14 protein-coding genes, 1 tRNA gene, 2 rRNA genes and 1 riboswitch are annotated in these 19,486 nt (G+C 57.0%); of the genes, 15 read left to right on the forward strand and 2 right to left on the reverse strand.

What is annotated here, in order from left to right; translation table 11 throughout:
• Nucleotides 1-369: 369 nt before the first annotated feature.
• The 4 genes from QE453_RS09260 to recQ all read left to right on the forward strand — a co-directional run bounded on the left by QE453_RS09260 (nucleotide 370) and on the right by recQ (nucleotide 6,045).
• Nucleotides 370-3,168, forward strand: a 23S ribosomal RNA gene (locus tag QE453_RS09260).
• 264 nt (nucleotides 3,169-3,432) lie between these two features.
• A 5S ribosomal RNA gene (gene rrf / locus QE453_RS09265) occupies nucleotides 3,433-3,547 on the forward strand.
• A gap of 219 nt (nucleotides 3,548-3,766) precedes the next feature.
• A tRNA-Met gene (locus QE453_RS09270) sits at nucleotides 3,767-3,843 on the forward strand.
• 402 nt (nucleotides 3,844-4,245) lie between these two features.
• On the forward strand, nucleotides 4,246-6,045 hold the full coding sequence (gene recQ / locus QE453_RS09275) for a DNA helicase RecQ (RefSeq protein WP_309778112.1): 1,800 nt from the start codon (nucleotides 4,246-4,248) through the stop codon (nucleotides 6,043-6,045).
• Between the two features lie 51 nt (nucleotides 6,046-6,096).
• On the opposite strand, the gene QE453_RS09280 is transcribed toward recQ, so the two are convergent.
• The gene (locus QE453_RS09280) at nucleotides 6,097-7,329 is read right to left on the reverse strand and encodes an ROK family transcriptional regulator (RefSeq protein WP_309776959.1); all 1,233 of its coding nucleotides are present in this window, start codon (nucleotides 7,327-7,329) and stop codon (nucleotides 6,097-6,099) included.
• Between the two features lie 264 nt (nucleotides 7,330-7,593).
• Here QE453_RS09280 and QE453_RS09285 point away from each other — a divergent pair, with 264 nt between their 5' ends.
• The 8 genes from QE453_RS09285 (at nucleotide 7,594) to nrdF (ending at nucleotide 15,780) form a co-directional block, all read left to right on the forward strand.
• Nucleotides 7,594-8,616 (forward strand): sugar ABC transporter substrate-binding protein, encoded by a 1,023-nt coding sequence (locus QE453_RS09285; RefSeq protein WP_004439006.1) that lies wholly within the window; start codon nucleotides 7,594-7,596, stop codon nucleotides 8,614-8,616.
• 224 nt (nucleotides 8,617-8,840) lie between these two features.
• Nucleotides 8,841-9,923, forward strand: coding sequence for an ABC transporter permease (locus QE453_RS09290; RefSeq protein ID WP_004439008.1), 1,083 nt, complete (start codon nucleotides 8,841-8,843; stop codon nucleotides 9,921-9,923).
• A complete protein-coding gene (locus QE453_RS09295; RefSeq protein ID WP_004439010.1) occupies nucleotides 9,923-10,705 on the forward strand; it encodes an ATP-binding cassette domain-containing protein in 783 nt (260 codons plus the stop codon). The genes QE453_RS09290 and QE453_RS09295 overlap by 1 nt, the downstream gene beginning before the upstream one ends.
• On the forward strand, nucleotides 10,702-11,331 hold the full coding sequence (locus QE453_RS09300) for a nucleoside triphosphate hydrolase (RefSeq protein WP_309776961.1): 630 nt from the start codon (nucleotides 10,702-10,704) through the stop codon (nucleotides 11,329-11,331). The genes QE453_RS09295 and QE453_RS09300 overlap by 4 nt, the downstream gene beginning before the upstream one ends.
• A 132-nt stretch (nucleotides 11,332-11,463) precedes the next feature.
• A riboswitch (cobalamin riboswitch) is annotated at nucleotides 11,464-11,688 on the forward strand.
• Between the two features lie 295 nt (nucleotides 11,689-11,983).
• Nucleotides 11,984-12,205 carry a glutaredoxin-like protein NrdH gene (nrdH, locus tag QE453_RS09305; RefSeq protein WP_004439013.1) on the forward strand — a complete coding sequence of 74 codons (222 nt, stop codon included), beginning with the start codon at nucleotides 11,984-11,986 and terminating at the stop codon, nucleotides 12,203-12,205.
• 11 nt (nucleotides 12,206-12,216) lie between these two features.
• Entirely contained in the window at nucleotides 12,217-12,615 is a 399-nt protein-coding gene (gene nrdI, locus QE453_RS09310) for a class Ib ribonucleoside-diphosphate reductase assembly flavoprotein NrdI (protein WP_004439016.1), read from the forward strand.
• Complete coding sequence (nrdE, locus tag QE453_RS09315; protein ID WP_081950447.1) at nucleotides 12,603-14,789, forward strand: class 1b ribonucleoside-diphosphate reductase subunit alpha; 2,187 nt, start codon at nucleotides 12,603-12,605, stop codon at nucleotides 14,787-14,789. Before nrdI ends, nrdE begins: the two co-directional genes overlap by 13 nt.
• A gap of 16 nt (nucleotides 14,790-14,805) precedes the next feature.
• Complete coding sequence (nrdF, locus tag QE453_RS09320; RefSeq protein WP_045533183.1) at nucleotides 14,806-15,780, forward strand: class 1b ribonucleoside-diphosphate reductase subunit beta; 975 nt, start codon at nucleotides 14,806-14,808, stop codon at nucleotides 15,778-15,780.
• 25 nt (nucleotides 15,781-15,805) lie between these two features.
• Here the strand turns inward: nrdF and QE453_RS09325 are convergent, their stop codons facing one another.
• The gene (locus tag QE453_RS09325; RefSeq protein WP_006699837.1) at nucleotides 15,806-16,918 is read right to left on the reverse strand and encodes an alpha/beta hydrolase; all 1,113 of its coding nucleotides are present in this window, start codon (nucleotides 16,916-16,918) and stop codon (nucleotides 15,806-15,808) included.
• A gap of 152 nt (nucleotides 16,919-17,070) precedes the next feature.
• Between QE453_RS09325 and recF the strand changes: the two genes are divergently transcribed.
• The 3 genes from recF to QE453_RS09340 are packed head-to-tail and all read left to right on the forward strand — an operon-like array spanning nucleotide 17,071 to nucleotide 19,461.
• The gene (recF, locus tag QE453_RS09330; RefSeq protein WP_006699836.1) at nucleotides 17,071-18,198 is read left to right on the forward strand and encodes a DNA replication/repair protein RecF; all 1,128 of its coding nucleotides are present in this window, start codon (nucleotides 17,071-17,073) and stop codon (nucleotides 18,196-18,198) included.
• Between the two features lie 22 nt (nucleotides 18,199-18,220).
• Nucleotides 18,221-18,988: a molybdopterin-synthase adenylyltransferase MoeB gene (locus QE453_RS09335; RefSeq protein WP_244405448.1), complete on the forward strand. Its 768-nt coding sequence runs from the start codon at nucleotides 18,221-18,223 to the stop codon at nucleotides 18,986-18,988.
• Nucleotides 18,985-19,461: a GNAT family N-acetyltransferase gene (locus QE453_RS09340; protein ID WP_244405446.1), complete on the forward strand. Its 477-nt coding sequence runs from the start codon at nucleotides 18,985-18,987 to the stop codon at nucleotides 19,459-19,461. Before QE453_RS09335 ends, QE453_RS09340 begins: the two co-directional genes overlap by 4 nt.
• Nucleotides 19,462-19,486 lie beyond the last annotated feature (25 nt).

Genomic DNA, 19,486 nt, shown 5'->3' on the forward strand with positions numbered 1-19,486 from the left:
TCCAGGTGTTTTGAGCCCTTGTGGTTTGAAACGTCCGAGCCCAGTCCCTGTGAAACCTTGAGATGGCTTAGTCGGCCGGAATTGGTGGAGGGATTGGAGGTAGGTAGGAAAGCTTGTCCGAGGCATTTTTGTTGTTTGAAGGTTTAGGCCTTCATCTGATGGGAATGCTGGATTGATGTTGCCTGACCGCGCATCACCGGATGATATCTCGAGAAGCTGGTCTTAATGGTATGGCTTCGAGGTGCACCGGCGTGCCCTCAATGAAGACCATACCGACACGTCGATGTCATCAGGAAGGACTTGATTGTAAAAGGTAATCAGGTTGCCGTTCCTTTGGAACGGCTATGGATGAGCATAGACAATGAGAACGAAGAAGTGAATTAAGGGCATTTGGTGGATGCCTTGGCATGCACAGGCGAAGAAGGACGTGATACGCTGCGAAAAGCCGTGGGGAGCTGCGAATAAGCTTTGATCCATGGATCTCCGAATGGGGCAACCCACCTTAAATGCTTGGAAAATCCAGTCTGTTTTAACGAACGGCCTGGGTTTCCAAGCATTGTGATAAGGTATCTTACTTTCGAATACATAGGGGTAAGAAGCGAACGCAGGGAACTGAAACATCTAAGTACCTGCAGGAAAGGACATCAACCGAGACTCCGCAAGTAGTGGCGAGCGAACGCGGACCAGGCCAGTGGCAATGATGAATAAAGCGGAACGATCTGGAAAGGTCGGCCATAGAGGGTGATAGCCCCTTACGCGTAGAACAGTCATTGTCCTTGAGTAGGGCGGGACACGTGAAATCCTGTCTGAACATGGGGAGACCACTCTCCAAGCCTAAGTACTCGTGCATGACCGATAGCGAACAAGTACCGTGAGGGAAAGGTGAAAAGCACCCCGACGAGGGGAGTGAAATAGAACCTGAAACCGGATGCCTACAAACAGTCGGAGCCCGCAAGGGTGACGGCGTACCTTTTGTATAATGGGTCAACGACTTAGTGTAACTAGCAAGCTTAAGCCGGTAGGTGTAGGCGCAGCGAAAGCGAGTCTGAATAGGGCGATTGAGTTAGTTGCATTAGACCCGAAACCGAGTGATCTAGCCATGAGCAGGCTGAAGGTTGGGTAACACCAACTGGAGGGCCGAACCCATAACTGTTGCAATAGTTCGGGATGACTTGTGGCTAGGGGTGAAAGGCCAATCAAACTCGGAAATAGCTGGTTCTCCGCGAAATCTATTTAGGTAGAGCGTCGACCGAATACCCTCGGGGGTAGAGCACTGGATGGGCTATGGGGACTCACCGTCTTACTGATCCTAACCAAACTCCGAATACCGAGGAGTACTAGTCGGCAGACACACGGCGGGTGCTAACGTCCGTCGTGAAAAGGGCAACAACCCTGACCTCCAGCTAAGGTCCCCAAGTCATGGCTAAGTGGGAAAGGATGTGAGGATCCCAAAACAACCAGGATGTTGGCTTAGAAGCAGCCATCATTTAAAGAAAGCGTAACAGCTCACTGGTCTAAATAAGGGTCTTTGCGCCGAAAATGTAACGGGGCTAAAGCCATGCACCGAAGCTGAGGATTTGCAGCAATGCAAGTGGTAGCGGAGCGTTCCGTAAGTCTGTGAAGGCGGACCCGTGAGGGCTGCTGGAGATATCGGAAGTGCGAATGTTGACATGAGTAACGATAAAGGGAGTGAGAGACTCCCTCGCCGAAAGACCAAGGGTTCCTGCTTAAAGTTAATCTGAGCAGGGTTAGCCGGCCCCTAAGACGAGGCGGACACGCGTAGTCGATGGGAACCACGTTAATATTCGTGGGCCTGGTGGTAGTGACGGATCTCGTGTGTTGTTCAACCTTATTGGATTGGTTGGGCGGCGAAGAGGTTCCAGGAAATAGCTCCACCGTATAGACCGTACCCGAAACCGACACAGGTGGTCAGGTAGAGTATACCAAGGCGCTTGAGAGAACTATGTTGAAGGAACTCGGCAAATTGCACGCGTAACTTCGGAAGAAGCGTGACCCTTTTGTACGCAAGTATGATGGGGTGGCACAGACCAGGGGGTAGCGACTGTTTATCAAAAACACAGGGCTCTGCGAAGTAGCAATACGACGTATAGGGTCTGACGCCTGCCCGGTGCTGGAAGGTTAAAGGGAGGGGTGCAAGCTCTGAACTGAAGCCCCAGTAAACGGCGGCCGTAACTATAACGGTCCTAAGGTAGCGAAATTCCTTGTCGGGTAAGTTCCGACCTGCACGAATGGCGTAACGACTTCCCCGCTGTCTCCAACATAGACTCAGTGAAATTGAATTCCCCGTGAAGATGCGGGGTTCCTGCGGTCAGACGGAAAGACCCCGTGCACCTTTACTATAGCTTTACACTGGCATTCGCCAAGGCATGTGTAGGATAGGTGGTAGGCTTTGAAGCAGGGACGCCAGTTTCTGTGGAGCCATCCTTGAAATACCACCCTTATCTTCGTGGATGTCTAACCGCGGTCCGTTATCCGGATCCGGGACAGTGTATGGTGGGTAGTTTGACTGGGGCGGTCGCCTCCGAAAGAGTAACGGAGGCGCGCGATGGTTAGCTCAGACCGGTCGGAAATCGGTCGTCGAGTGCAATGGCATAAGCTAGCCTGACTGCGAGACTGACAAGTCGAGCAGAGACGAAAGTCGGTCATAGTGATCCGGTGGTCCCGTGTGGAAGGGCCATCGCTCAACGGATAAAAGGTACGCCGGGGATAACAGGCTGATGACCCCCAAGAGTCCATATCGACGGGGTTGTTTGGCACCTCGATGTCGACTCATCGCATCCTGGGGCTGGAGCAGGTCCCAAGGGTATGGCTGTTCGCCATTTAAAGCGGTACGTGAGTTGGGTTCAGAACGTCGTGAGACAGTTCGGTCCCTATCTGCCGTGGGTGTAGGAATATTGACAGGATCTGTCCCTAGTACGAGAGGACCGGGATGGACGTATCTCTGGTGGATCTGTTGTCCTGCCAAGGGCATAGCAGAGTAGCTATATACGGAATGGATAACCGCTGAAGGCATCTAAGCGGGAAACCAACCTGAAAACGAGTGTTCCCTATCAGAGCCGTGGAAGACGACCACGTTGATAGGACGGGTGTGGAAGCACAGCAATGTGTGAAGCTTACCGTTACTAATAGCTCGATCGACTTCTTCGTTCCCATTGTTCATGCTCATCAAGCGGAGCTTGATGATCTGTTCTGTCTTCACGCTGACGTGGCCTTCGGCCACTACGCTGCAGACGGCGCGCCAAACGATTGGCGACGGACTAGCGTCCTGTATGGGCGCCACGCTCGACCTCGAGCAAGGCAACATACGGATAAGTCACAGAAACGACGTGTAAATTAAACAGAGCCTTGAGCTCTCCAGCTTCTCGAAAACAACGTTCATGTGAAAACATGAACAATGTTGCGTTTTGCCGACCTGGTGGTTATCGCGGGGCGGCTGCACCCGTTCCCATTCCGAACACGGCCGTGAAACGCCCCAGCGCCAATGGTACTTCGTCTCAAGACGCGGGAGAGTAGGTCGCTGCCAGGTCTGCAAAACGCATCAAAATCTTCTCATCACATCCCTCGGCCCAGCCGAAAAAAAAGGGCCGCCAAAAGCGGCCTTTTGCAGTTTAAGACAAAACTTAAGGAAAACGCCAAGTGCGTCCCTTACAGGAGATAAATTGCTCCGCAATTTACTCCGGCAAAGATCCGTCGTCGCTAAAGCAACGACGTAACCGCGACATTCGGCCTTGCCGAATGCGCTGGACGCGGGGTGGAGCAGCCCGGTAGCTCGTCAGGCTCATAACCTGAAGGCCGCAGGTTCAAATCCTGCCCCCGCAACCAAAATTACGAAGAAAGCAAACACGAAAGCCCTCTCCCAAAAGAGGGCTTTCTTGCGTTTTGGGCATAGCATAACACTAGCACAAATCCGCCCCCGAGCACGCGCGCAAGTGGATGCACCCAAACACAGTCGAACAATCCGAAAACAACCCGGCTTCACAAAGTCTCGGATGCGACCCTGGCCCGAAGCCGTGCAATCTGAAGCCATACAGGAAGCCGCTCGTTCCAGGCGTCCCTCCGGGGAGGACCCGACCGGATGGCTTGTGATGTCGGCGTGCCTCAAGCGGTTTCTGTACGCCAACGCCTGACGCAGCTTCTGTCTTAGCGGCCAATTCCACATTCGGGATTGCCATGGAACCGAAACTGGCGATGATGCGCCATCCTCCAGACACAGAAGAAGAAGCCGTGAACGACGATCCGTTGCAAATCCTCAAGACCGTTTACGGCTATGACAGCTTCCGTGGGCGACAGGCGGAAATCATTCGGCATGTCATGGCTGGAAACAACGCCTTCGTGCTGATGCCGACGGGTGGTGGAAAGTCACTGTGTTACCAGATTCCGGCGCTCGCCCGCAAAGGCATGGGGCTGATCGTCTCGCCGCTGATCGCGTTGATGGTCGATCAGGTGGCGGCGCTTCGGCAGGCCGGCGTGCGGGCCGAGGCACTCAACTCCGACCTTTCGCCGGAAGAGCGGCGTGCGCTCTGGCAGGCCATGCGCTCCGGAAATGTCGATATTCTCTATGCTGCGCCGGAAACCCTTCTCAAACCGGAGGTTCTCGAGGCACTTCAATCCATTGATCTGTCGCTGATCGCTGTCGATGAGGCTCACTGCCTTTCGCAATGGGGGCACGACTTCCGTCCGCCCTATCGCCAACTCGATCTGCTTATCGAGCGTTTTCCGAATACGCCGCGCATGGCGCTGACGGCAACAGCCGACGAACCTACCCGCGCCGAAATCCTCGGCCATCTGGTTATCGAAGCGGACGATGCCTTCATCGCGGGTTTCGATCGTCCCAATATCCGCTACGCGATCATGGAAAAGGATAATCCCCGCGCTCAGCTCAGACGTTTTCTGAAAGACCGGGAAGACCAAAGCGGCATCGTTTACTGCCTGTCGAAACGCAAGGTCGAGGAAACGGCCGCCTGGCTGCGCGAAGAAGGACGTAACGCACTGCCTTATCATGCCGGCATGGACAAAGCCGCGCGGGAGGAGAACCAGACCCGTTTCCAGCACGGCGAAGCCGTCATCATCGTCGCGACGGTTGCCTTCGGCATGGGCATCGACAAACCGGACGTACGTTTTGTCGTCCATATTGATCTGCCCGGCAGCATTGAAGCCTATTATCAGGAGACCGGCCGCGCAGGCCGTGATGGTCTCCCGTCCGACGTGCTCATGCTCTACGGTTATGAAGACATTGGGTTGCGTAATCGTTTCATCGAGGAATCGGACGCCGCGGATCAGCGCAAACATATGGAGCGGCAGAAGCTGGATGCGCTGCTCGGTCTTGCGGAGACGGCAAGCTGCCGCAGGCAGATATTGCTTTCCTATTTCGGCGACAGATGCGAGCCATGCGGCAATTGCGATACATGCGCGGAGCCGCCGGATCTGTTCGACGGCGCCATAGCCGCCCAAAAACTGCTTTCCTGTATTTACCGCACCGGAGAAAGATTCGGACAAGCCTATGTCATCCGCGTCCTGCTGGGCATCGAAGACGAAAGGATTTCCCGATTCGGGCATGATCGCATAACCACTTATGGCATCGGTAAGGAGCACGACAATCGCACCTGGCGCGCCATTCTTCGCCAGCTGGTCGCGTTGCGACTAATTGATGTCGATTTGTCCGGACACGGCGGATTGTCCATTTCCGCCGACGGGAGGCAGTTCCTGCGTGAAAAACCGTCGCTGATGCTGAGAATACCATCTGCGCCCCGGCAGCAGGCGCCGCGAAACGCCGCATCTGCCGCCCTGCCAGACGCTGACCGCGGCCTCTTCGAGGTTCTGCGCGCAAAACGCATGGAAATCGCCCGCGCACAGAACGTTCCGCCTTATGTGATTTTTCACGATAAGACGCTCATCGAGCTTGCCGCCGCAAAACCGGTCTCCGTGAAGGAGATGGCGCAGATTCCAGGCGTGGGGGATACCAAACTGGAACGTTACGGTCCGGCCTTTCTTGAGGCGATCATGCAGCATGCCGCCAGCGACTGACCGGCCGACACCCAGAGGAAATCCCGTCAGAAAAAAGTCACATGAGCCGGGTCAGCCGGTCGTGTCTTTAAACAGAACGTTCTGATCGATGAGGTAACGGGAAAACAAGGGCAGGCTGGCGCCACCGATTGCACGCGCCTGGCTGCCGACGGCGCCTTCGACGATCTCCGGCAGCGTGACGCCCTGAAGATCGTGGCGTTTGAGCGCCTCCCGGGTGGCGGCAACGATCCTTGTCCTGACCCAGTCCGGAAAGCCGCCATCAATGATGACGCTGGAAAAATCGATGATGGATGCTGCGGCGATGACAGCCTGGGCTAGGGCTGCCGCAGTTTTTCCGATCCAGCTTTCCAGCGGTTCGCCAAAATCGATCCATTCGTCGGGCGAGAACCAGAGGGGGCGCGGATCGATGCCTCTTTCGCGCAGCATGTTCTCAAGAACGAAGATGGATGCGATTTTGAGGAGCTGAACGGTATTACCATCCTCCCCCTGGACGGGCAGTGGGCCGATTGCGCCTGCGGTACCGGTCTTTCCAGAAAATAGCGCTGAATTCAGGACAACGCCGCCGCCTATGAAGGAGCCGATAAAGACGTAGAGAAAATCGGTATAATTCTGGCCCGCACCAAATACCAGTTCAGCACCGCAGGCGCTGGTTGCGTCATTCTGCAGAAACACCGGGTAGCTGACGTTTTCGGCGATGCCCGCCCGAATATCGACATCCCGCCACCGTTCCATCTCAATCTGCGGCGCCCCGACCTCCTGCGCCCAGTTCCAGAGTTCGAACGGGGCGGCGATACCCACACCGGCTATTTTCTGCCGTTCTGCGGGGGAAAGCTTCGATTCCAGTTCGGCCATACCCTCGATCACGAAGGGCAATATCCATTCCGGCAGCGGATAGGGGTAGGTCCTGCGAAGCTTGAGCCTGATGTGGCCGACAAAATCCATCAACACCAGATCGACGCTGCGCCGGCCGATCTTGACACCGAAGGAGAACACGGCGTCGGGATTGAGGCGCATTGGGGTCGATGGTTGGCCGACCTTGCCGCGCAGCCTTTCGCCGCGGATGAGAAGTCCGTCCTTTTCGAGTGAGCGCATGATAACCGAAACGGTCTGCGCGGAGAGACCGCAAAGTCTGGCAATTTCGGCTTTTGACAACCCGCCATGGCGGCGAACGAGGGAGAGCACAAGCCGCTCGTTATAAGCGCGCACACCGATCTGGTTGGCGCCACCGCTCATATCCATGGTAGTGGGCGGCGCTTGCTGCGCCGTCTCGACAGATTGTCTCATAATGTCATCCTCCCGCCTTCCATATCTGCCGCGGCCGATACAGCTGGCTTTATGGCAATCTTGCTATCGCAACGTAAACGTCATTGGCGATATTCCTCCATGCCGGGCCTCAGAATGCCACACAGAATTAATAATTCAATCGGATTTATTTATTGACAGCCGGTTCCTTTGGTGGTTCCATCGGAGCTAACGATCATTGTTCTCGGAGGAGACGAGATCGTCGGGTAGCCGAATAGGTGCTCAAATATCCATTGGGAGGATCTCATGAAGACCACTGTTTCCGCTCTTCTGGGCGCGCTTGCGCTTGGCGTTTCTTTCGCTTCCGCCGCTTCCGCCGCCGACACATCTGTTTGCCTCATCACCAAGACCGACACCAATCCATTCTTCGTCAAGATGAAGGAAGGCGCGACTGCCAAGGCCAAGGAGCTTGGTGTGACGCTGAAATCCTACGCAGGCAAGATCGACGGCGATTCCGAAAGCCAGGTCGCAGCGATCGAGACCTGCATCGCCGATGGCGCCAAAGGTATTCTGATCACAGCATCGGATACCAAAGGCATCGTTCCGGCCGTGCAGAAGGCACGTGATGCGGGGCTTCTGGTCATTGCCCTCGACACGCCTCTGGAGCCTGTCGATGCCGCTGATTCCACCTTTGCCACCGACAATCTTCTGGCTGGCGAGCTGATCGGTAAGTGGGCCGCCGGCACGCTGGGCGACAAGGCCAAGGACGCAAAAATCGCCTTCCTCAACCTCACCCCTTCCCAGCCGACTGTGGATGTGCTGCGCAACCAGGGCTTCATGAAGGGCTTTGGCATTGATGTGAAGGACATCAACAAGATCGGTGACGAGAACGACCCGCGTATCGTGGGCCACGATGTCACCAATGGTAACGAGGAAGGCGGCCGCGCGGCGATGGAGAATCTGCTGCAGAAGGACCCGACCATCAATGTCGTCCACACCATCAACGAACCTGCGGCTGCCGGCGCTTATGAGGCGCTGAAGGCCGTCGGCCGTGAAAAGGACGTGCTGATCGTTTCCGTCGATGGCGGTTGCCCGGGCGTCAAGAACGTCGCGGAGGGCGTTATCGGCGCGACCTCGCAGCAATATCCGCTGCTGATGGCGGCGCTTGGCGTCGAAGCCGTCAAGAAGTTTGCGGACACGGGTGAAAAGCCGAAGCCGACAGCAGGCAAGAACTTTGTCGACACCGGCGTGACGCTGGTAACCGACAAGCCGGTCAAGGGCCTCGACTCGATCGATACGAAGGAAGGTCTCAACAAATGCTGGGGCTGATGCCTCACCGTTGAAACCCGCGGGGGCATTCGTGCCCCCGCCCTTGGGCCAGAATGAATATCAGGCACGATCCGGGGGATCGGACAAAGGAACAAACGAGCGCGTTGCGCGCCCTTCGGGGATGACAAAGGCCGCTTCAACACTTTGAAATCTACGCATCACTCTCTTTGGAGATAGACCTCGGTGTCAGGGCGGATGCGATGGAGCGATCGGGAGGAAAATCCATGAGCGATCAGCCGGTGCGGGCTCAGCCGCATAATGAATTTGAAAAAGTGCTCTCCGGAAGTTCGACGCAGGTCGCCGCTTTCGATACGCACGACAAGAGCGCGCTGGAAAAATTCCAGCACTTTCTCCATTCCAGCCCGGCAGCCGTGCCGCTTATCGTTCTGGTGCTGTCGCTGATTATTTTCGGCCTGCTCCTTGGCGGCAAGTTTTTCTCGGCCTTTTCGCTGACCCTCATCCTGCAGCAGGTCGCGATCGTCGGCATCGTCGGCGCGGCACAGTCGCTGGTCATCCTGACGGCGGGCATCGACCTTTCGGTCGGCGCGATCATGGTTCTGTCCTCGGTCGTCATGGGGCAGTTCACTTTCCGTTACGGTCTGCCAGCGGAGCTCTCCATTCTCTGTGGTCTCGCCGTTGGCGCATTCTGCGGCTTCATAAATGGCGTTCTGGTTTCGCGCATGCGCCTGCCGCCTTTTATCGTCACGCTTGGCATGTGGCAGATCGTGCTCGCGACCAACTTCCTCTATTCCGCAAATGAGACGATCCGGGCTCAGGACATTGCCCAGCAGGCACCGATCCTGCAATTTTTCGGCGCCAATCTTCGTATAGGCAATGCGGTCTTCACCTACGGCGTCATCGCCATGGTTCTGCTTGTTGCTCTGCTCTGGTATGTCCTGAACCGCACCGCCTGGGGCCGCCATCTTTATGCCGTGGGTGACGATCCGGATGCCGCAGAGCTCGCCGGTGTCAATGTCAAACGTATGCTGACCACTGTTTACACCCTGTCAGGCCTCATCTGCGCCTTTGCCGGTTGGGCTCTCATCGGCCGCATCGGGTCGGTTTCGCCGACTGCTGGCCAATTCGCCAACATCGAATCCATCACGGCGGTGGTTATTGGCGGTCTGTCACTGTTCGGTGGACGCGGCTCCATCATGGGCATGATCTTCGGTGCCCTGATCGTCGGCGTCTTTTCGCTCGGCCTCAGGCTTATCGGGACAGACCCGCAATGGACCTATCTGTTGATCGGCGTCCTCATCATCTTGGCTGTCGCAATCGACCAGTGGATCAGAAAGGTAGCAGGCTGATGACAAAAGAACCCATTCTCACAGCACGCAATCTCGTCAAGCGCTATGGCCGTGTGACCGCCCTCGATCACGCCGATTTCGATCTCTATCCGGGCGAAATCCTGGCCGTGATCGGCGACAACGGCGCCGGAAAATCCTCTCTCATCAAGGCGATTTCAGGCGCGGTTACGCCCGATGAGGGGGAAATCCGGCTGGAGGGCCAGCCTGTGCAGTTCCGTTCGCCGATTGAGGCGCGCAAGGCGGGTATTGAGACCGTCTATCAAAACCTGGCCTTGTCTCCTGCACTTTCCATAGCCGACAATATGTTTCTTGGCCGGGAAATCCGTAAGCCCGGCATACAGGGCAGCCTCTTCCGCGCGCTGGATCGTCCGGCCATGGAAAAATTCGCCCGCGAAAAACTGTCGGAACTCGGCCTGATGACGATCCAGAACATCAATCAGGCGGTGGAAACCCTCTCGGGCGGTCAGCGCCAGGGCGTCGCGGTGGCACGTGCAGCCGCCTTCGGTTCCAAGGTCGTGATCCTCGACGAACCGACTGCCGCGCTTGGGGTCAAGGAAAGCCGCCGTGTCCTGGAACTTATTCTCGACGTGCGTTCCCGCGGCCTGCCGATCGTTCTGATTTCGCATAACATGCCGCATGTTTTCGAGGTTGCCGACCGCATCCATATCCATCGGCTTGGCAAGCGCCTGTGCGTCATCAACCCGAAGGACTATTCCATGTCGGATGCCGTCGCCTTCATGACCGGTGCCAAGGAAGCACCGAAGGAAACGCTCGCCGCATGACGCTGAAGCTTGAGACGATCGTCGAAGAAGTTCTTCAGCGGGCAGAAGGCCACGCCCGTTTCATCGTCGCGATTGCCGGTCCCCCTGGGGCCGGCAAATCCACGTTGGCGGATGCTCTTTGCGACGCCTTGCGCGCACGGGGCGAAACGGCCGCCATTCTGCCCATGGACGGCTTCCATATGGACAATGGCATCCTCGAAGAGCGAGGACTGCTGCCAAGGAAGGGTGCGCCGGAAACATTCGATGTGCGTGGCTTCCTCGATATCGTCTCCGCCGTTCGCAAGGGCGGGCAGGAGGTGCTTGTCCCGGTGTTTGATCGCTCCCGTGAAATCGCCATTGCGTCTGCCCGTGCGATTGCTCCGGAAACACGCTTCATCCTCGCCGAGGGCAATTATCTGCTGCTGAACGAAGCGCCCTGGACAAACCTTTCCGGAAGCTTTGATCTCACTATCTTCGTGGGTCCGTCCGTCGCGGTGCTGGAAGAGAGGCTGCGAAACAGATGGCTGGGTTATGGTCTCGATGCAGCTCAGATCCACGCCAAGCTTTTCGCAAACGATCTTCCCAACGGGAAAAGGGTGATCGAAAACGCCCGTCCCGCCGATATCCACATCGATATCTGGGAATAGATTAGGATCTTCATCTCCCGCGCGGTGTGTCCGGCCCGCCGTTAAGTCATTGTTGACCATGTGTTGAATCTTTTTGATCCACAGGGCGGGGCTTTTGTGTGTCTATTTATTGACGAGAAAATTTCCTCATATACTATATGTGGTGTTCGAGGTTCTTCCGATTCGCAAGGATTGGGAGCTAAGACGGGAATTCGGTGCGTAACGCCATCGTGGTGAAGCAAGGCCGAAACTGCCCCCGCAACTGTAAGCGGCGAGCATCGTTCCGATTTGAGTCACTGGAGCTGAGCGCTCCGGGAAGGCCGGAATAGATGTTGTGACCCGCGAGTCAGGAGACCTGCCTTGAGCGCAAACGTCCACGGGCGGGGTGTCCGGAGGAAGGTGTAGACGCAGATGATTTGCGTGCGCCCTTTTCTGCCCCCTCCAGAACAAGCTTCGGGGTGAAGTCATGCCAGTGCATATTTTTGAGTTGCTACGCTCGTCTGCGTAGGGAGTGATTTTCTGCGGCTTTCAGCAGTTCCAGGAGAACCAGTCGGATTTCCCGAGGAAACTCCGAGAGAGCACGCCCCACCTGAATGACAAAACCACTGCCGCCCGATTGCGATTGCAATCGGCAACGCTTTGCCGCGTCCAAAATAGCTTCGAAAGGGAAATTATGACCATCACCGTTTACAGCAAACCCGCCTGCGTCCAGTGCACCGCCACCTATCGCGCGCTCGACCGCATAGGCGTTCCCTATGAGATCGTCGATATTTCCGAAGATGCTGACGCTCTCGATCATGTCCGTGGTCTCGGTTACATGCAGGTTCCGGTGGTGGTTGCCGGTGAACGCCATTGGGCGGGGTTCCGGCCGGACATGATCGGCTCGATCGGCTGAGGCGGCAGGCGATGGGTCTGATCGTCTATTATTCCAGTCGTTCCGAAAACACCCATCGTTTCCTTCTGAAACTGGGGCGGCGGTTGCTTCGCCTGCCGCTCGGCGCTGAGGATGACGTGCCTCAGGTGTCGGAACCCTATGTGCTCGTCACGCCCACCTATGGCGGCGGCGGCACCAAGGGGGCCGTGCCGAAGCCGGTCATCCGGTTTTTAAACGAGCCCTCCAACCGCAATCTCATTCGCGGCGTCATCGCGGCGGGAAACACCAATTTTGGCGCAGCTTTCGCATCCGCCGGAGATATCGTCTCGCGCAAATGCGCAGTGCCGTTTCTCTATCGCTTCGAGCTTCTCGGCACTGAGGAGGATGTCGCCAACGTCAAACATGGATTGGAACGATTTTGGACACGCTGACCGCTAGCGCGCTGCGCAAGGACACCAAACAGCCAACAGCCGCAAGCCAGACGCCGCTCGATGCAGGCCTGGACTACCACGCGCTGAACGCGATGTTGAACCTTTATGACGAGAACGGAAAAATCCAGCTCGACAAGGATCGTCTTGCTGCCCGCCAATATTTCCTCCAGCACGTCAACCAGAACACGGTGTTTTTCCATAACCTCAGGGAAAAGCTCGATTATCTGGTAGCGGAGGGCTACTACGAACAGGAGGTGCTGGACCAGTATTCCTTCAATTTCGTTCGTGACCTCTATGACGAGGCCTATGCCCGGAAATTCCGCTTTCCGACCTTCCTCGGTGCGTTCAAATATTACACCTCCTACACGCTGAAGACCTTCGACGGAAAACGTTATCTGGAGCGTTACGAGGATCGCGTCTGCATGGTGGCGCTTTCCCTTGCGCGCGGTGATGAGCAGCTGGCACGCAATCTGGTCGACGAGATCATTTCCGGCCGCTTCCAGCCGGCGACCCCGACGTTCCTGAACGCGGGCAAGAAGAGCCGCGGCGAGCTGGTCTCCTGTTTCCTGCTGCGCGTGGAAGACAATATGGAAAGCATCGGCCGCTCCATCAATTCGGCGCTGCAGCTCTCCAAGCGCGGTGGCGGCGTTGCCCTTTCACTGACCAATATTCGCGAGGCTGGCGCGCCGATCAAACAGATCGAAAACCAGTCCTCCGGTGTCATACCCGTAATGAAGCTGCTGGAAGATTCGTTTTCCTATGCCAACCAGCTCGGCGCCCGCCAGGGTGCGGGTGCTGTCTATCTGCATGCCCACCACCCCGACATCATGCGTTTCCTCGATACCAAGCGTGAAAACGCCGACGAAAAAATCCGCATCAAGACCCTGTCGCTCGGCGTCGTCATCCCCGACATCACCTTCGAGCTCGCCCGCAACAACGAGGATATGTATCTGTTCTCTCCCTATGATGTGGAGCGGGTCTACGGCGTGCCCTTCACCGAAATCTCGGTGACGGAAAAATACCACGAGATGGTCGCCGACAGCCGCATCCGCAAGAAGAAGATCAAGGCGCGCGAATTCTTCCAGGTGATCGCCGAAATCCAGTTCGAGAGCGGTTATCCCTACATCATGTTTGAGGATACGGTGAACCGCGCCAATCCGATTGCCGGTCGCATCAGCATGAGCAATCTCTGCTCGGAAATCCTGCAGGTCAGCGAAGCGAGCGCGTTCAACGCCGATCTCTCCTATAGTCACATGGGCAAGGATATTTCCTGCAATCTCGGTTCATTGAATATCGCCGCGGCAATGGATTCGGCCGATTTCGGGAAGACCATTGAAACCTCCATCAGGGCACTGACGGCGGTGTCGGACATGAGCCACATCTCCTCCGTTCCGTCTGTTGAAAAGGGAAATGACGAAAGCCATGCCATCGGGCTCGGTCAGATGAACCTGCACGGTTATCTGGCGCGCGAGCGCATCTTTTATGGCTCGGAGGAAGGCATAGATTTCACCAATATCTATTTCTACACCGTGACGTATCACGCTATCCGCGCCAGCAACCGGCTGGCGGTGGAAAGAGGCCAGAGCTTCAAGGGCTTTGAAAACTCCAAATATGCCTCGGGCGAATATTTCGACAAATATACCGACCGGGAATGGTTGCCCGCGACGGAAAAGGTCCGCGACTTGTTCGAAAAGGCCGGTATCGCCATTCCGACCCAGGAAGACTGGAAGGTCTTGAAGCAGGAGGTCATGGCATCAGGCCTCTATAACCAGAACCTGCAGGCAGTGCCGCCGACAGGCTCGATCTCCTATATCAACCACTCCACATCCTCCATTCATCCGATCGTCTCGAAGATCGAAATCCGTAAAGAGGGCAAGATCGGCCGAGTTTATTACCCGGCTTCTTATCTCTCGAACGACAATCTCGAGTATTACCAGGATGCCTATGAGATTGGCCCTGAAAAGATCATTGATACCTACGCGGCGGCCACCCAGCATGTCGATCAGGGCCTGTCTCTGACGCTGTTCTTCCGTGATACGGCCACGACCCGCGACATCAACCGGGCACAGATTTATGCCTGGAAGAAGGGCATCAAGACCATCTACTACATCCGTTTGCGCCAGATGGCGCTGGAAGGCACGCAGGTTCAGGGCTGCGTTTCCTGCACGCTCTGATTTGAGGGACAAGACAATGAACATCGCCGTAAAACCTGTGTCCCGCATCCGCGCGGTCAACTGGAACCGCATCGAGGACGACAAGGACCTGGAAGTCTGGAACCGCCTGACCTCGAATTTCTGGCTGCCGGAAAAGGTGCCGCTTTCCAACGACATCCCCTCCTGGGGAACACTGAGGCCCGAGGAGCAGAAACTGACGATCCGTGTCTTCACCGGCCTGACATTGCTGGACACAATCCAGAACGGCGTCGGCGCGGTGCGCCTGATGGCAGATTCGGCAACACCGCATGAGGAGGCGGTTCTCTCAAACATTTCATTCATGGAAGCGGTGCACGCCCGGTCCTATTCATCGATCTTCTCGACGCTCTGCCTGACACCTGACGTCGATGATGCCTATCGCTGGTCGGAGGAAAACGAGTTCCTGCAGCGCAAATCCGCACTGATCATGCGGGAATATGACAGCGGCGATCCGCTGAAGAAAAAGATCGCCAGCGTGTTTCTGGAAAGCTTCCTGTTCTATTCCGGCTTCTACCTGCCGATGTTCTGGTCAAGCCGCGCCAAGCTTACCAACACGGCGGACCTGATCCGCCTGATCATCCGCGACGAGGCCGTGCACGGCTATTATATCGGCTACAAGTTCCAAAGGACGATAGACCGCCTTAATGAAAACGAAAGGCAGGAGATCAAGGATTTCGCCTTCGACCTGCTTCTTGAGCTTTACGATAACGAGGCAAAATATACCGAGGACCTCTATGACGGCGTCGGCCTGACCGAGGACGTCAAGCAGTTCCTGCACTACAACGCCAATAAGGCCCTGATGAATCTGGGTTACGAGGCACTGTTTCCCGCCGAGGCTTGCCGGGTCAATCCGGCGATCCTTTCAGCGCTCTCGCCCAATGCAGATGAGAACCACGACTTCTTCTCCGGCTCCGGTTCGTCCTACGTCATCGGCAAGGCGGTCGCGACCGAGGACGAAGACTGGGACTTTTGAAACCTTCGGGTAACCCGCAGTATTTTTACTGCGGGTTCACCACCTGGCTGGCAAGTCGGAAGGGGCTCGATACGGTCGCGCCGATAGCATCGAACACGAAAGCGCCCGCACGGCCGATGCCGTTTTGTCCATTGCCGTTGCGGCTTGCCTCCAGCTGCGGCACGAGTGACGCCAAAGCAGCATAGCGGTCGTGGTTGAGCGGGTCCGACGCCTTCAGCTTGGAAATATCCACGAACTGAACGCCCTCCTTGAGGGCGGCGTCCTGCACCTTCGGATCCGTGACGTCAAGTGCGCCGATCCGCGTGACGTCCGCGCCCAGTATGGAGGAGGCTTTCAGGGCGCGGTCGTCCTTGGAAACCAGAACGGTGAGCGGCGGGTTGAGCCGGCCAACCACCTCGATCTGTTTGCGGAAGACATCGGCATCGATGTCGGGCGCGGCAAGAACCACCTGCAGCTTGGCAATAACGTCGCTTCGCCCCTCGAAACGCAATTGGCGTAGCGCTTCCATGACCAGCCAGCCGCCCATGCTATGGCCGAAAACGACAATGTTCTTGCGTGGAGAATGGCGTGTGAGGTCTGTCAGCAGATTGGCGAGTGCGTCACGGGAGTAGGTCGCCGATTCCTTGTCGGCAACGTAGCCGGCGACATTCGCCTGCGAGGGCCAGGAGAATACCAGCGGCACACCATCCAGATTGGCATCAGCTGCCATCTGCGCTGCCCGGAAAAGCGCTTCCTGATAGCTGTAATTATAGCCATGCACGAAAAGCGCAATCTGCTTGCCGGAGCGGGTGATATCTCCGAGGTCATCGTTGAAACGAGCCTTGCTCAACATCTGCGCCTGCGTGACGACAAAATCCTTCTTCGCGTCGGGTTTGCCGGTCGACCACTCAATTTTTCCACTCTTGTGGGTGGGCGGTATCGAAATGTCGAAGCGGGCATAATTCGGTTCGGCCGCTCTGAGCGCACTGAAGCCCTTTTGGGCCTCCTCGCTTTTTTCGCGCGTGCTTGCCACATAGGCGGTCACGATTTTGGCATCCTTCGCCCTGGTGTCGACCGCTTGCAGCACGTCCGCTCCCGGCCGTCCGGCGCAGGAGGAAAGAAGACCGAGCATGATGAAAAGAGGCAGGAGGAGACGCATGGAAGAGTTACCGGTGATAACGAACCGGCTATAAATAACCGCCCGCTAAAAAAGTTGCCACTACTGAATAATTCGCATGGTTTCGGCGCTAGGCAATAAACATGGACAAGAGCCGCCTTGCCATCGGGGCAGCTTCGTTTTAGGCCGTAACCATGACGAACAAGGTCTCGCTTTCCCGACTGAAACTCACGGACTTCCGCAACTACGCGGTGGCGTCGCTTTCCCTGGATGACCGCCATGTGGTGCTGACCGGCGACAATGGGTCCGGCAAGACCAACCTTCTGGAGGCGGTGTCGTTTCTGTCGCCCGGACGCGGACTTCGCCGCGCGGTCCTGTCCGACGTCACGCGCGTGGGTGCGGAAGCCACCGGCTTTTCTATTTTCGCAGATGTCGATGGCATGGATGGCGAGGTCGCGATCGGCACGGGGATTGAAGGCGATGGCGAGGTGGTGTCGCGCCGGCTGCGGCTGAACGGCACGGCAGTCAAATCCGTCGATGAATTGACCGACCATCTGCGTGTCCTGTGGCTCACCCCCGCCATGGACGGCCTTTTTACAGGCTCATCGTCTGACCGCCGGCGTTTCCTTGACCGACTTGTGCTTTCGCTTGATCCCGCCCATGGTCGACGCGCCAGCGATTTTGACAAAGCCATGCGTGGGCGTAACAGACTGCTTTCCGAGGGCCGTTTTGATCCGGTCTGGCTGGACGGTATCGAAAAGCAGATGGCTGAACTCGGCATCTCCATGGCGGTTGCCCGTTATGAGATGCTCGGCCTGCTCCGGAGTTTGATCGAAGGGCGGAGGGGCGATGCGGCCTTCCCCTCAGCGACGCTGTCGCTTTCCGGCTTTATGGATGATGGCCTCAACCGTCCCGCCGTCGATCTGGAAGACGAATATGGCTTGATGCTGCGTGAAGGTCGCTACCGGGACGCTGCCGCCGGGCGCACGCTTGATGGGCCGCACCGTGTCGATCTCTTCGTGCGGCATGCGGAAAAGGACATGGAAGCCGAACGCTGTTCGACGGGGGAGCAGAAGGCGCTGCTGGTGGGTCTGGTGCTCGCGCATGCGCAGCTGACCGCCAACATGACGGGTTATGCACCGGTTCTGCTGCTGGACGAGATTGCCGCTCATCTGGACGAGGGCAGGCGGGCGGCATTGTTCGATCTCATCCACGCGCTGGGGGGACAGAGTTTCATGACTGGAACGGATGCGGCCATGTTCTCCGCCCTTGGCGAGCGGGCACAATTCTTCAATGTATCCCACGGGAGCATCACCGCATGAAGGCAAAGAGAGGGAGTGCGACATGGACCCGCTGAGCCCGGAAGAAATAGAACGCTACAAACGCCATATCCTGCTGCCGGAAATCGGCGGTGCAGGCCAGCAACGGCTGAAGGCCGCGCGCGTGCTGGTCATCGGGGCGGGTGGTCTCGGTGCGCCCGTGCTCCATTATCTCGCCGCCGCCGGCGTCGGCACACTCGGCATGATCGACGATGACGTCGTGTCTCTCTCCAACCTTCAGCGCCAGGTGATCCACGATAGCGGGACGATTGGCGAGCAGAAGACGGAAAGTGCCCGAAAGGCCATTGCTCGCCTTAACCCTCATGTGCGTACAATCGTGTACGAAGACCGCTTTTCGCAGGTCTGGGCGCATGATCATTTGCAATCTTTCGATCTGCTGATTGACGGATCGGACAATTTCGACACTCGATATTCCGCAGCGGACGCGGCGGAAACGGCAAAAAGGCCGCTGGTGACGGGCGCCGTTGGCCGTTTTGATGGTTCTGTGACGGTGCTGAAGCCCTATGAAACAAATGCCGAAGGCACGTTGCTGCCCGGCTATCGTGACCTGTTTCCCGAGCCGCCGCCGCAGGGGCTCATCCCGAATTGTGCGGAAACAGGGATTGTCGGCGCGCTGACGGGCGTTATCGGCACGCTGATGGCCATGGAGGCGATCAAGCTGATCACCGGTGCCGGCAAACCGCTGATTGGCCGTCTGCTCCTCTATGACGCACTGTCGGCGCGTTTCGAAACAGTGCGATACAAGCGGCGTCAAGGGACAAAGAAAACATGATGGAAATCAAAAGAATTGGCGACGACTTCGACCGCTGGCATGAATTGCTGGCGCTTATCATGACGTCCTTCGCTTACATGGATGGCGTCATCGACCCACCATCTTCAGCCCATCGCCTGACGCCTAAAAATCTCGCCGAAAAGGCAAGGGCGGAGATTGCTTTCGTGGTTTTGGACGGGAATGAACTGCTGGGCTGCCTTTTCTGCAGGCCGGAGCCGCCATCCTGTCTTTACGTCGGCAAATTGTGCGTTTCCCCGAAAGCGCAGGGAAAGGGCATCGGTAAAATGTTGCTGGCGCAAGCCGAGGCCTTGGCCCGTGAACTGGCGCTGCCGGCGCTACGGCTGGAAACTCGGATTGAGCTTGTCGCCAATCATGCAAAGTTCGGGGCTTGGGGTTTCGTCAAGACGGCAGAAAATGCCCATGCGGGATATGATCGCACGACCTCGATCGAGATGACCAAGATCCTCGGCTGAAGCGACTTCCCTCCGGCGCGATTGA

Origin of the sequence: Agrobacterium sp. SORGH_AS_0440 (assembly GCF_031453135.1) — a bacterium.
In the GTDB taxonomy this organism is placed as follows: domain Bacteria; phylum Pseudomonadota; class Alphaproteobacteria; order Rhizobiales; family Rhizobiaceae; genus Agrobacterium; species Agrobacterium pusense.

What these genes read in the sequence shown, in the direction of transcription:
- QE453_RS09280 (WP_309776959.1), bottom strand. Translation starts at nt 7,329, where the DNA reads ATGAGACAATCTGTCGAGACGGCGCAGCAAGCGCCGCCCACTACCATG.
- QE453_RS09285 (WP_004439006.1), top strand. Translation starts at nt 7,594, where the DNA reads ATGAAGACCACTGTTTCCGCTCTTCTGGGCGCGCTTGCGCTTGGCGTT.
- QE453_RS09290 (WP_004439008.1), top strand. Translation starts at nt 8,841, where the DNA reads ATGAGCGATCAGCCGGTGCGGGCTCAGCCGCATAATGAATTTGAAAAA.
- QE453_RS09295 (WP_004439010.1), top strand. Translation starts at nt 9,923, where the DNA reads ATGACAAAAGAACCCATTCTCACAGCACGCAATCTCGTCAAGCGCTAT.
- QE453_RS09300 (WP_309776961.1), top strand. Translation starts at nt 10,702, where the DNA reads ATGACGCTGAAGCTTGAGACGATCGTCGAAGAAGTTCTTCAGCGGGCA.
- nrdH (WP_004439013.1), top strand. Translation starts at nt 11,984, where the DNA reads ATGACCATCACCGTTTACAGCAAACCCGCCTGCGTCCAGTGCACCGCC.
- nrdI (WP_004439016.1), top strand. Translation starts at nt 12,217, where the DNA reads ATGGGTCTGATCGTCTATTATTCCAGTCGTTCCGAAAACACCCATCGT.
- nrdF (WP_045533183.1), top strand. Translation starts at nt 14,806, where the DNA reads ATGAACATCGCCGTAAAACCTGTGTCCCGCATCCGCGCGGTCAACTGG.
- QE453_RS09325 (WP_006699837.1), bottom strand. Translation starts at nt 16,918, where the DNA reads ATGCGTCTCCTCCTGCCTCTTTTCATCATGCTCGGTCTTCTTTCCTCC.
- recF (WP_006699836.1), top strand. Translation starts at nt 17,071, where the DNA reads ATGACGAACAAGGTCTCGCTTTCCCGACTGAAACTCACGGACTTCCGC.
- QE453_RS09335 (WP_244405448.1), top strand. Translation starts at nt 18,221, where the DNA reads ATGGACCCGCTGAGCCCGGAAGAAATAGAACGCTACAAACGCCATATC.
- QE453_RS09340 (WP_244405446.1), top strand. Translation starts at nt 18,985, where the DNA reads ATGATGGAAATCAAAAGAATTGGCGACGACTTCGACCGCTGGCATGAA.